This is a genomic window from Methanocalculus alkaliphilus, from assembly GCF_024170505.1.
GTDB classification, from domain to species: domain Archaea; phylum Halobacteriota; class Methanomicrobia; order Methanomicrobiales; family Methanocorpusculaceae; genus Methanocalculus; species Methanocalculus alkaliphilus.
Genome location: NZ_JALJYG010000001.1, coordinates 47,708 through 61,028 on the forward strand (window position 1 = coordinate 47,708; position 13,321 = coordinate 61,028).

The following is a 13,321-nucleotide window of genomic DNA, read 5'->3' on the forward strand; positions in this document are numbered from 1 at the left end:
AAAAGTCTGCCGAAAAAAAAGATGTTGGTCTGTTCCGCACTTATACGACGTACTTGCCGAGGAGGCGGATGGAGTTGACCATGTCGGGTCCGAGTGGGGATCCGAAGATGATCTGGGTGACACCGGATTTGGTCAGGTCCTCGCACTTCTGTTTGACGATATCAGGGGTGCCTGCAATGGTGAATGCATCGATCTCACCATCGCCGACGAGACCGCCGACGGTCTTGAAGTCGAAGCGGGAGAGGGCTTCCTTGATCTTTGCAACATTGTTCAGGTCAAGTCCATGCCGCTCAAGGAGTGGTGTTGGTGAACCTGCTGCGATGAATGCTGCAACAATCTTTGCTGCATTGCGCGCCTTCTTCTCGTTCATGTCGATGGACATTGCGGTGTAGGCACCGATATCGAATCCCTTCTTGCCAACCTTCTCAGTTGCGGCCTTCAGGATCGGGATGGCGACATCGAAGTCCTTGGGGTTTGATGCGTTGATGAGTGCACCGTCTCCGACGCTTCCTGCAAGCTCAAGGACCTTTGGACCCTGTGCACCGATGTACATCGGGATGCCCTTCTTGCCGGGGAGCTGGACACCGGTGAGTTTTGCACCATCATAGTCGAAGAACTCAAGACCCTGCTTCTTGACTTCTTCACCTGCGCAGAGGGCTTTGATCTGGGTTACAGCCTCTGCAAGGCGGGTAACAGGCTTTGAGGGGTCGATTGCAAGCTTTGGGAGGGTAGACAGGTCACCAGGTCCGATGCCCATAATTGCCCGTCCGTCTGAGATCTCGTTTAAGGTGCAGATGAACGATGCCATTGCCGCGGGGGTGTCGGTAAAGGCGTTCATGATACCGGGACCAACCTTCAGCTCGGTTGTTGCTGCCGCGATGGCTCCAAGAATTGGGTAGCAGTGGCGGTTGTTGTAGTGGTTGGTGATCCAGGCATAGTCGATATCTTTCGTCTCTGCAAGTTTGCAGTAGTTAACTACCTGCTTGACAGAGAGGTTTCCAGGCACAAATTCAATTCCATAGCTCAAGGTAATTCACCTTAATGAGTAAGTTACTCACACATGCTTATAAAAATTATCATTTGACCTTGCTCTACATTCCAACAATACAGAAAGAGAAGGAAAAAGGTTGGAATTACTGCCTGGGAAGGGAACGAGCGGAATCTGACTCGGACTGAAAAGATTTAAGCCTTCGCGTTAATATCAAGGTACTACTGCTTTGGAAAGAAGGCAATCAACCACTGCGCATTGATCGGATACAAACCATGAAGGCACTTATCATCGGACTTGGGGGAGCAGGATCACGAATCGCAGATGTACTTGCCGATCATGATCGGAGGAGTGGTACTCACAGTATCGAAGCGATAGCTATCGATACCGATTATGAGAGTATCAATAATCTCCGCACCATCCCGCATACGCAGCGGATTGTCCTGCCATCACTTCATGTGAGCAGTTCTGGTAAAGAGAGTGAGATCCTTGACATCGCCGAAGTTATTGGCCACATCCAGCGATGCAATACAATCGAGATTGACGCCATCGTCATCTGCACAGGTCTTGGCGGAAAGCTTGCACATTCCGTCCCGTTGATCGTCGAAAAGATACGGGGATCTTTTTTTGAGCCGGTCTTTGTGATCCTCACCCTCCCGTTCAGGAGTGAGGGGAAGATGGTCGCGGCCCGGGCTGCCGATCAGATCGAGATGATCGAGGGTGTCGTTGACGGGTGCATCCTCTTCGATAATGAGACATGGTATAAGAAGATCGCAACCGAGATGCTCCGCCTCGAGAGGACAACGGATGACCAGCATTCAGGCGATGCCGAAGAAGAGATACCAGAGGAGAGGATCGATGGTTTCACCCTGAACCCCCGTGACCGGAACAACATCCTTAATGAACGACTGGCACGCCGGTTTGGACTGCTTCTCCGCGCCGGAGAGTTCGTTGAAAACGGGAAGCCTGTTGCTGAAGTTGTCCTTGATGCAGGTGAGGTGCTTAATACACTCAAAGGGATGGGGATGGCCGCGATCGGATATGCCACCGAGCTGGTTCCCCGTGATAACTTCGGTTTTCTCAGGCGGTTTACAAAAGGATACAATGTGTACGAAGACGGGCATAAACGGGCCGCCCGTATCGTTGAGCTCTCCAAGCGGGCAATTTATCAGGAGATATCTGTTCCTTGTGATCTCACCAGTGCGAACAAGGCCCTCGTCCTGATCGCCGGACCAAGTGACGAGATATCAATGAAGGGGTTTCAGAATGTCCGCAAGTGGGTGGACCGCAGCATCGCCGGCCTTGAGATGCGTGCCGGAGACTACCCCGTCCTCTCCACAAAATATGTCGGTGTCATCATCGTGCTCGCAGGTATCAAAAATATCCCACGAATCAATGAGATCAAAGAGATGCGGGACATCTATATCGAGGAGGAGCGTGAAGAGAGGGAGCGGCAGGAGGGGTTATCAAAGGAGAAGGCAGAGCTTGAAAGAAAAGCCCGGGAGAGGGCTGAGAGGGCGGCACTCCTTCATCATGCTGAGGAGGACGAGGAAGAGCTGCCTGTCCAGGAGTGGATCCCCGAGCCGGCCAGGGAGACTCCTTTACCCTCTCAGCCTCTGGCAGATGTACAGCAGTATCCGATGCCGGATGATGATGCCAACTGGATTTCTGCACCAGAACGGAATGATCAGGAGATCCCTGACGAAATCCAGGTGCCTCAACGGGGGGGTGGAGATGACCGGAGAAAACTCACCCTCCCCCGGCGGCAGGCGGGCGAGGTCGCCGACATCTCACGGCAGGAGCGGATCGAAGGCCCGATATCCCCAAATGATCGGACGATGGATGCCGGTTCTTTCCGGATGAAGGGTCACCCGGTCGAGAAAGGAAGGACTGATACCGCATCCATCTCATTAAGCCCGATGGTACAGGCCAGGGACGGATCCTTTGAGGCGAAGGCAGTCGCGTTGAAGACACACTTCTCCCGGCCCCGTGATGCTGCAATCGATGAAAAAGATATGTTCTCAATTAAAAGCCAGACCTCGCAGCCTCGCGATGATGTACTGATGGGGAAGGGATCTTCGGCTTCCCGGGTCAGAAGACCGGATGATTCTGCATATTTTGGTAAATCGGGGTCAATTCAGGTGAAGGGAGAGTCGGAGTCCCGCCATGAGGAGAGGGAAGTGAAGAAGAAGCAGGCATCTCCTGTCAGGGATGAGGAGGAGGGAGATGGCGGGATCACATGGATCTGAACTCAGAGAACCCGTGATATCGGGATGGTCCCGGCACCAATCTCGGTCTTCATTCTGATGCCGCATTCAGCAACACGCGCAATCAGGTTCATACCACTATAACTGACGATCGAAGACTGATAGGGATCTCCCGGAATGCCAAGGATGCCCGATCCTATGGCGGCAGGTATTTCAAATCCATTTGACTGAAGGGCTCTCATCAGTACCGTCGCCTCAGGAACTGCAACTGTTGGGATATTTCTGACATTTGCAAGGACGATACCTTTTTTTGTCCTGCAATATTCTCCGATCGAGGTCATCTGCGCTGATATGAAGAGCTGGAGAGGATCAACGGTCGAGCCCTTATAGCCGATGAGATGGGTGAAACCTTCAGCCACGGTCTTATTGACGCTGAGGCACCCGCCATACGCCATTCTGACAGGTATTCCATGATGCTGCAGGACACCGTCCATCGTGATACTGCAAATTGTCAGAAGGCCGGTATGTCCTTTGGGTATTCTGGGATCGGTGTCGATGAAGGTATAGGTTCCAAAGAACCCAAGCATCTCTCTGATCACCTCATCACAGGCTTTCGATACGAGATCCAGATCCTCATCCTTCACATACGAGAGATTGTATGCGACATCACCGGTACAGGTCTCAGGGTTGAGGCTGCTCCGGAAGGCAAGCCTTTCGAGTTTTGAGATGACAAAACCTATCCGGTCCCCGACGAGTGCGCTCTCGGTCTCTGCGATCCCAAGGCTCGTCAGGACACGCCCACGGTTCCCGACCTTCCGGGTAAACCCCATCTCATCGAGGTTCTGGAGATAATACTGGACTGCGCGATCAGAGAGGACGAAGCCCTGCTCGGCCATCAGCTCGGAGAGGTGCTTGGCACCCATGGGATCCGGTGATTCCCGAAGGATCCTGAGTATCTCAAGGCATTTTCGCTCAGTTCCCGGATCAGTCTCTCGCATGAACAACTCCTCTGCTGTCCTGATACCTGCCATTGTAGAGCTCTCCGCCACCAGCCACCTCATGGAGGACCATCTGGACGAGGCGCGTATGTGGCGCAAGAAGAATATCTTCAATACCCATATTTGTGCAGCAGAGCGTCAGCTGCCCCCGGAAACCGGGATCGACATACCCTGCACCCAGAAGAAGACCCCGCCTCCCATAGGATGAGCGTCCCCTGAGGGTAGCAGCGATGTCTGATGGCAGCTCAACCCATTCGAGTGTTGGAACGAGCGTACACTGCCCCCTGATGAGAACGGTCTCCTCGGAGATCCTGAGATCATACGAGGCAGGCTGAAGGCAGGCTTCATCAAACGGCCTGATGACAAGATCTCCTGCGCCACTGTCATCTCCAAGCCGGCTGCGGATCACTCCCGCTGATAGCACCATCACCTAGTATATCAGCAGAGAGGAGATTAAGAATGTCGGATGATCCGGGATCGGCATCCAAATAGTTTCATAGCATATCGTATGATTGGATTCTTCATCCACAGGATAGAGGATATCCTCCTGGGCTTCGAACCCAGGGACCCGGGTTCGATTCCCATGGAGTCTATCTCACTCAATTTTTATATACGCCTGTCCTGAGGCGGTACCGATCGGGACGGCTATCTCAGCCCTGTCATCCGGCGATCCGGGGGCCGAGGCATCAATCCTGATGAGACAGAGACCGTTCTTTCCAGCCACACCAAGAGTAGTTTTGCGTGCGGATCCATCCTCTATCCCGGAAAGTTCCCATTGGTATGGCCCGTTGAATCCCAAAGTTGCATGAATCATCGGATCAACGACGGCATACCAGATCTGCTGGGTGACCTCGCCGGATCCGGAGTATTCAAGATCCCATGTGACAGGGAGGGTTGTACTGATATGGCCTGGTGACGTGGGCCTGAGATTAATAATTTTTAGAGGATGGTTTTGCAGCCCTGCGACCTCCATTGACGGAATGACAGTGAGGTATGTTGTTGGAATACCAAGTCCTTCATCTGGAGCATTTTCAAATGTTACCATAGAATTGGAATTGAAGATATTGATATTCCCGCCTTTACGGGCCATGAGGCTGTAACGAACCTCCCAGACCTGATTTAAATGGATAGTACCAACATCAAATACAAGACTGTATAGAGGAGCAGGTGATCCATGCCATTCCTGACTCTGATCCACGAAGTATTCGGGGATGATAACCTCATCATTACGCCAGCTCCTGACCATCGTTTTTGGAATATATGTAAATGCACCATCTGGCCCACCTCCGGCAATCATCTCATTATTAATCAAAACGGATTCATGCGAGAGCCGGAGTGCCGTATTCACCCCCGCCTCGGTGGAAAGTTCGCCAGCGATATCGGCATAAATTGAGGCAAGATCACCGCCAGTGGGGGCATAATAGTACTTACCACCGGTTGATTCTGCAAGGATCTGTAAGGTTGTTTGACCTGCTTCGGTTATGTCATCAGAAAAAGCAATTGAGTAGATGGTAATGTTATGATCGGAAGCATATACGGAGAGATTCTGATGAGCATCGGATAGCCCGGGTATATGATAATGATAGGGGGTCAGGTCATAAAAGCGCGATGAGCTCGTCGGGTATGAGGACGATGGACCGCGTGCAAGGGGATCACCATACCAGTTGTAATCACCATCACCAAGAAGAACCACCGCCCTGACCGCATCAGGCCTTCCATTTGTAACAAGTTCATGGATTGCCTGGTAGAGGCCTGCGCGCATTGGCGTACCGCCATTTGGAACCAGAGAGCGAATTGCTGTATCAACGGTCGCCCTCTCATCCGTCAATGGTACATCAAGGGTTGCATGATCATTGTAACTCCATGGGCTCCCAGGATAGTATTGTGCTGCATACTCTTCCCAGTCAGTCGTTGCGGCACCATCAACCCCAGCCCAGGCCGAGTAGTAATAATGGCCAGGATCAACAATTGCAAGACCTTTTGTTCCAAAAGATACGAGACCTACTCTGTCGTCTCCGTCAGCCAGCGCCTGGTTAAACGCAACTGCCGCATCCATCGTCCAGACCATCCGATCAGGATAGTCAAAGAACATACTTCCCGATCGATCAATACAGAGAACTGCATCAATAGGATCCGGACGGAGCGCCCACCCATCTCCGGTGATTTTGATCGTCACGTTCACTATTTCGTTGACAGAGACCTTCTCAGGTTCAACCACTGAACTAATACTAAGGTATGGATAATTCTTCCAGGTGATGGCAACCGTATCCACCTGATCACGCCATATTGCATGTATGGTAGCTTTTCCGGTTGCAGCAGTAGTATATCCTTCAGCAGTTTGATCTGTTATGAAGGCACCGGGCGTAAAACGTGCAATGGCGATACCATTCTGATCGGTTATACCGGTTATAGTTTCAAGGTGTGGCTGGACGGTCATAACGTATTCATCAGAATCAATGGAGAGGAGCTCAAAACTAACGATCTCACCGCTGACCGGATTTCCCTTATCATCGATGACTTTTGCCCGTATCTCGCTTTTTATTTCCGAATCAACATCATGACTGGCGATCATCTGGGGATTTGCGGTGAGAAGCATCGCTGTCGGCTCATTACTTACAAACTCAAGATCGAGTGTATGGATCAGATACGGTTTTTTTACCGGACTGCAGGTTATCCTAACGGTGCCGATTGTAACAGACGGACCATAATTGATATGGATTTCACCAAGAGAACTCGTTTTTATTGTATGCTCTTCAATTCCTGCATCAGTTGTAGCAATAAACCGGATCTCCTGGTTTCCTGCACGATTCCCATAGGCATCATAAAAAGCATATCTAATCTCGAAAGATGAGAGCCCATCTGCCGGAAGTGTCGAAGGGTTTCCATCAGGAATAGCGGTGCAGGCGATCACATCCGGGTACGCATGAGCCAGAGCCGTAATAGAGATCCACGTGCCGGCAATTCCCTGAGGCGAGGGATCGATGGATATGATATGTTCACCAGGATACGTGTCGAGGGTGAACTTCGTGCTGACGGATCCATCCGAGGCGACGGGGACGGTGATGGTCCGGCTCCCTGTTGCAGGAAAAGCTGATCCTCCACCCGCAGAATTTGCGGTCAGGGTGACGGATTCATGGAGATCATTGACAGGGTTGCCGTATTGATCGTTGAGTGTGAGCGATATCATAACAGTTGAGCCAACCATTGCCTCATGGGGATATCTGAGATTCGTGATGGTCTTTGGAACGCCGTGATCAATATTCTGAATGAACACCTCTTCCATGGGATCAGATCCGGCAGAGACCCTGATCCTGGCACCACCACTGCGTGTTGAAGGGGTGAACCGTACAGTTGCTTTCCCCTGGTCATTCGTCGATATAGAGGCGGCACTGAGCGTTCCCATTGCGGGATCATCAAGGGAGAAGGTGACTGGAATGTTCGGGAGGGGCGAGGACCCGGTGCTGACGGTTGCTGTGAGGGTTGCATACGCTGTCGACCCTGCAATGAGCCACTCTGTATCTGATTGAATGAGGACGGTATCCGGAGTGACCGATGCCAGAGCAGGTGCTGCTATGATAAGCAGGAGGATGAGCACAATGAGGCGTATACCCATACAATAGACTACTCGCTTCCATTATTTATTCATTGTGTTTTATAAATAAAATTAATAAATAAGTCAGATTATAATATTAACACCTATAAACCATTCTTTCGTCAATCTGAGGATTTAATTCTCGATCTGACCGTATCCTTTTTGACAGTGATTCCCACGGGCGAGGACGACGAAGACGATGAGTGATCCACCCACTATGAGAAGAGGAAGGGTGACCGGGTCAGTGGGAGTACGAACCAACGATTGTTATCGTCGCTTCAGTCACGTCGTACATGCCCTTTGCCACGTTCAGAAGGTACACGTTCCCCATTATGAGGGAAGAAATACACGAGCAATCTGTATCGGCCATTTCACCCATTGCCACCATTGACGGCGATACTGTATCACAGGCTTTCGATACATCAGAAGGGAGGAGGTTTGAAATCCCGGATGATCCAGGATCAGCATCTAAATAGTTTCATAGCATATGGTATAATCGCATTCTGGATCCATGGGGTAGAGGATATCCTCTTGGGCTTCGAACCCAAGGACCCGGGTTCGATTCCCGGTGGGTCCGTTTCACTCGATTTTAATATAGTCCTGCCAGGAGGCAGCGCCGATCGGGACGGCGATCTCAGCTCTGTCATTCGGCGATCCGGGCGCGGATGCATCAATCCTGATGAGACAGATGCCATTTAGCCCCGCAACAAACAAAAAGTTTTTTCGATCAGATCCATCGAGTTCCTTTTCTGGCTGCCACCGATCTTCGGGTATCGTGAAGCCACGGGTGAAGGCATCGTACATCATCGGATCGACGACGGCATATCTGATCTTCTGTGTGACCTCCTCTGATCCCTCATATTCAAGATCCCATGCAACCTCGAGTTTGTCGCTGATATGACCTACAGTCTCGGACCTGAGGTTATCAATAGTGATAAGATAGTCCTTCAGCTGAATCTCTCCGATACTGGGAAGTGCGTTGATATACGTTGTCTGGAGCAGCTGACCATCCTCGGGGGCATCTTCAAAGGTGACCACCGAGCTGGGATCGAAGATGTCGATTGTCCCCTCTTCCAGGACACGGAGCTGGTAGCGCGCCTCCCATGTCTGGCCAAGATGAATGGTGCCGATATCAAAGAAGAGGTTCTGTGCAGGAGATGGCACCCCGTTCCAGTCATTGGTCTGATCGATCTCGGTCATTGTAACGGTTCCGTTATGATACCGGTTTGTAATCACCGTTTTAGGGATATATTCGAAGACATCGCCGCCAGGGTGTTCGGCCTGGTTGACTTTGACATTCTCATGGGAGAGGTGCATGGTGGTATTGACCCCTGCTTCATGGGAGAGTTCTTCTGCAATCTGTAGATAGGCTTCCATCAGATCCTGATAATTCCGGGCATTAAACGCTCTGCCACCTGTTGCTTCGGAGAAGTCGGCGGATGCCTGGTATGTATTGGATGTCTCCTGTGCAGCCAGCATGACCGTATAGATCCGGACATCCTGCTCAAGTGCATAGGTGAGGAGATTGTCAAACTTATATTCATCTCCAAGATGGTTGCCTGTGGGGTTCCAGCTGTTCATATCCCCAAGAAGGATGACGGCCTTTACCACACCCGGCCTGCTGTTATACTCAAGGTGCTGGATCGCCTGGTAACAGCCTGCCCGCATCAGCCTTCCGCTTCCTCCTGAAGAAACACCGTCAATTGCCTGATGTATCAGGAATGTATCCGAAGTAAGCGCCTCTTCGAGGGTGATGGTGTTGGCGGATGAAAAGATCCCCAGACGATTTCCGGCAATACCAAGGATCAGATCAGTGAACTCTTTTGTGACCGACTGTGCCGCGCTGATTCGATCGGGCTCTATATCACCCGCACTCATACTGCCGGAGGTATCTATCACCTGGATGACATCCACCCTGCTCCCTGACTGGAGGAACCATCCATCCCCGGAGATCTGTATTGTAACATTGATGGTCTCATTCACCCTGACCGTCTCTGGTTCAATCAATGTGCTGATGCTCAGGAAGGGGTAGTTCTTCCAGGTGATGGTGATCTCCTCTTCCTGATCCTTCCATTGTGCATGGATAGTCGCAGTCCCTATTGCCCTGTGGTTGAAGGATTCATCAGTCCAGTCCTGCGTAAAGTCACCAGGATAGAGATGAGCGATGGCAAATCCATATTCATTGGTCACCGCATTGATGATCGAGAGTTCCGGATCCTGGCTGAACCCTTCTGTCGCACCAGGAAGGATTGTAAAGGTAACCTCTTCACCTGCAACAGGATGTCCACGTTTGTCGATGACTTTTACCCGGATATCAGCCCGGGAATCGGGGTTCGCATCACGGCTTGCAATCATCTGGGGGTTTGCGGTCAGAAGCATCTCAACCGGCTCACTGTTATGAAAGGCCAGAGTGATGGTATTATTAAACGATGGGTTTTCCACAGGAGAGCAGGTGATCTCAAATGTGCCTATCGTCGAGAGGGGGCCATAGGTCAGAAGAATCTCGCCAAGCGAACTTGTGGTTTTGGATGGCTCTTCCAATACCCCTGTCGGGCCGGTCACATGGAAGTTGATCTTCTGCGCACCAGCAGGGTTGCCATATTGATCAGAGAAATAGTACCGGATGGTAAATGTTGTCTCTCCATCTGCAGGTGCTGTCCCGGTGACCGGAGAGACGATATAACTCACATCATGCGGTATTCCATTCGTGATGGCAAATATGCTGAAAATTTTGTTCTCGCTGATTCCGGGAGTATCGATAGATATGATATGTTCACCCGGGTACGTATCGAGAGATAATTCTGTACTGACGGATCCTTCCGGGCCGACGGGGAGGGTAATGGTTCTGTTCCCTGTTGCAGGAAATGCCGAGCCCTCTCCCGCAGAGCTTGTCGTCAGGGTGACAAATTCACTGGTGCGGCGATCATCAACAGGGTTGCCATATTCATCGCGGAGGGTGAGGGAGAGCAGAACAGTTGATCCTACCGTCGCTTTACTGGGATAGGTGAGATTGGCGATGGCCTTGGGAGCACCATGATCAATCTTCTGAATGAAGACCTCTTCTACGGGATCATACCCGGCAGAGATCCGGATGACTGCATCGCCGCTGATAGTTGCCGGGGTGAACCGGACGGTTGCCTTCCCCTCACCATTGGTCGAGGTTGAGGCGGCACTGAGTGTTCCCATAGCGGGATCATCAAGGGAGAAGGTGACCGGGATGGCAGGAAGGGGTGCTGAGTTATTGCTGACGGTTGCAGTGATGGTTGCATACGCTGTCGACCCTGCAATGAGCCACTCTGTATCTGATTGAACCGTGACGGCATCCGGGGTGGCCGACGCCAGAGCAGGCGCTGCTATGATCAGCAATAGAGTGAGCACAACGAGGCGTATACCCATACGATATACTACATACTTAAAGTATTTATAATTTACGTTTTCAGTATAAGGAATTTAAAGACTTAGATTGGCTTTTAAATCTCAATTTTTTTATTTTTACCGGTAAAGCCCAATAAATTCTCGATTTGACATCTTCTACTTTATAAGGATCACCCTGGCAAATAAGGCGATCACGATGAGTACTGTAAAAATACTGAGATAGGGAAGATTGAGATCTGCCTGAATAGTCGGGGTGACCAGGTCAGTCAGAGAGCGAACGTAGGATGGCGACAGGTGCTTTGGTCATCCCCCGTTCATCACCATTGGCAGCGATTACTGCACCACTCATGATGGCAAAAAAATCCAACATAAATGGGACCAGTTTCAGAGTCTGCATGAGATCAATGATGAAGGGATTAAAGCCAAAAAAGACGTTTTCATTCATTTTTAGCCCATATACTCCTTTCCAATTTTAAGGAGGTCAGTACGAACAGCGGGATGGTTCAAGGATGCCCAGCCTTATTCGTCAGCAACCCTGATGAGATGTCCATCAAATTAACCAACCCCGCAATAAATTACTCCGGACCTGATTGAAGGAGAGCGGCAGTCAGGGGTAGTCGGTGCAGGAATAGATGCTGCTCTGATCAGAAGGATGGTGAGCATAATGAGGAACATCCTCACACAGCATACCAATCACCAACAATATATAGTAGTTCTTTTTTTTAAAAAGAGATTTATTAATTCTGATTATCTTTTCAATAGCGCTACCATCCACCCTTCCGCCGACCTGTGGCTTTTCCTCTCGATCTGGCGTTCCGCTTTCTCACAAGGATCACCCCGGCAAGGACGACGACCAGGATGAGTGCTCCACCCCCGATGAGAAGAGGGAGGTTGAGAGCGGGTTCGAGGGTGATGGTGACCGGGTCAGCCGGGGTTCCGACCGGGACGGTAATTCTTGTCTCAGTCTCGTGGTATCCTTCTTTTGTCGCTGTGAGGTTGTACTCCCTCCCGGGGTTCAGGGAGAGGGTCAGCGATCCATCTGCACCTGTCATGCCACCCCTGCCACCATCAACAGCGATCACCGCGTCGCTGATGACGGTGTTTGCGGGGTCCTGAACCATCAGGCGGACCTGCACCGGGGCATGGCTGAGGGTGATGACAAAATCGATGGACTCTTCTGCGACGGTGATCTCCTCGCTGTAATCTGAAAACCCGCTCTTTCGGATCTCAAGAAGATACGTACCCGACGGGAGACGGTTTAATGATGCCCGGCCGTAGATGTCGGTCTTCCTGATGAGGACGCCATCAAGGAATATATCCGCACCCTCGACTGCCCGGCGATCCGGATCGAAGATCGATACAAACGGTGTGTGATAGGCAGGCTGTAAAGGTATCGTAAGGACCTGCTGGCCACCGGAGATATACTGGCGTGTCGTGTAGGTCTGGTAGTCGGGCTTCCTCACGGCTATGTCGTACTGGTTACCCTGCCTGAGGTAATAGAGAAATGTACCATCAGGGTTTGTCACGCCGCGAGGGATGGTGTCGACGCTGATCTCCGCACCCCCAATCGGCTGGCCGGTCTCTGCATCGGTAATCCGAAAGGCGAACTGATCGGATCGGACCATCATCTCCGCAATCGGTTCGGTCTGTTCTGTGAACTGAACGCTTCTCTGGACATCCCGATAGTTCAGGGCAGTGATATACACCTGGTAGGTCTCACCGGGATGGAGAGTAAAGATGACCCGCCCGTCCGATCTGGTCTCACCGGTCTTCTCCTGTCCGGGCCCGACGACCCGGACGATTGCGTTTTGGAGCGGGGCGACGTTTTCATCATAGACGTCGATGGTGAGGGTCGCAGTTGAACGCGCCAGAGGGACCGTTACTGTCGTCTGCGATGCGGAAACGGTGACGGTCCTCGTCTCATACCCGCTCTTACTCACCCGGAGGTTGAAACCCGAGGATGAAGAATGGGTATATGCAAAGGTGCCTGCCGAACCGGTTGTTCCGATATACGATCCCCCGGCATAGAGATCCGCACCGGAGAGCCTGCTCCCCTGTGTATCTTCAACGGTGATCTGCAGGGTGACAACACCCTGTGCCGTCGCTGCCATTGCCATAAGCAGGAGGAGAGCCAGGATGACCCGAAGAGAACTCATATACA

At 51.4% G+C, this 13,321-nt stretch carries 8 protein-coding genes and 1 tRNA gene; 2 read left to right on the plus strand and 7 right to left on the minus strand.

All coding sequences use genetic code 11. The features are described from left to right. Positions 1–40: 40 nt before the first annotated feature. Positions 41–1,027: a 5,10-methylenetetrahydromethanopterin reductase gene (locus tag J2T58_RS00320; RefSeq protein ID WP_253486556.1), complete on the minus strand. Its 987-nt coding sequence runs from the start codon at positions 1,025–1,027 to the stop codon at positions 41–43. Positions 1,028–1,263: 236 nt separating this feature from the next. On the opposite strand from J2T58_RS00320, the gene J2T58_RS00325 reads away from it, so the two are divergent. Continuing rightward, entirely contained in the window at positions 1,264–3,237 is a 1,974-nt protein-coding gene (locus J2T58_RS00325) for a tubulin/FtsZ family protein (protein ID WP_253486558.1), read from the plus strand. A 2-nt stretch (positions 3,238–3,239) separates the two neighbouring features. Here the strand turns inward: J2T58_RS00325 and J2T58_RS00330 are convergent, their stop codons facing one another. The 3 genes from J2T58_RS00330 to J2T58_RS00340 all read right to left on the minus strand — a co-directional run bounded on the left by J2T58_RS00330 (position 3,240) and on the right by J2T58_RS00340 (position 7,806). Beyond that, on the minus strand, positions 3,240–4,193 hold the full coding sequence (locus J2T58_RS00330) for a DUF128 domain-containing protein (protein ID WP_253486559.1): 954 nt from the start codon (positions 4,191–4,193) through the stop codon (positions 3,240–3,242). Further along, positions 4,180–4,620 (minus strand): dCTP deaminase, encoded by a 441-nt coding sequence (locus tag J2T58_RS00335; protein WP_253486560.1) that lies wholly within the window; start codon positions 4,618–4,620, stop codon positions 4,180–4,182. The genes J2T58_RS00330 and J2T58_RS00335 overlap by 14 nt, the downstream gene beginning before the upstream one ends. A 168-nt stretch (positions 4,621–4,788) precedes the next feature. Continuing rightward, positions 4,789–7,806, minus strand: a complete 3,018-nt coding sequence (locus J2T58_RS00340; RefSeq protein ID WP_253486561.1) for an Ig-like domain-containing protein — start codon at positions 7,804–7,806, stop codon at positions 4,789–4,791. 484 nt (positions 7,807–8,290) lie between these two features. Between J2T58_RS00340 and J2T58_RS00345 the strand changes: the two genes are divergently transcribed. Beyond that, positions 8,291–8,362: transfer RNA gene (locus tag J2T58_RS00345), tRNA-Arg, on the plus strand. 2 nt (positions 8,363–8,364) lie between these two features. Here the strand turns inward: J2T58_RS00345 and J2T58_RS00350 are convergent. From J2T58_RS00350 to J2T58_RS00360, 3 genes are all read right to left on the minus strand, one after another. Then, positions 8,365–11,181, minus strand: coding sequence for a VWA domain-containing protein (locus J2T58_RS00350; RefSeq protein WP_253486562.1), 2,817 nt, complete (start codon positions 11,179–11,181; stop codon positions 8,365–8,367). Between the two features lie 241 nt (positions 11,182–11,422). Next, positions 11,423–11,605 carry a hypothetical protein gene (locus tag J2T58_RS00355; protein WP_253486563.1) on the minus strand — a complete coding sequence of 61 codons (183 nt, stop codon included), beginning with the start codon at positions 11,603–11,605 and terminating at the stop codon, positions 11,423–11,425. A 319-nt stretch (positions 11,606–11,924) separates the two neighbouring features. Next, positions 11,925–13,316 carry a carboxypeptidase regulatory-like domain-containing protein gene (locus tag J2T58_RS00360; protein ID WP_253486564.1) on the minus strand — a complete coding sequence of 464 codons (1,392 nt, stop codon included), beginning with the start codon at positions 13,314–13,316 and terminating at the stop codon, positions 11,925–11,927. Between the last annotated feature and the right edge of the window lie 5 nt (positions 13,317–13,321).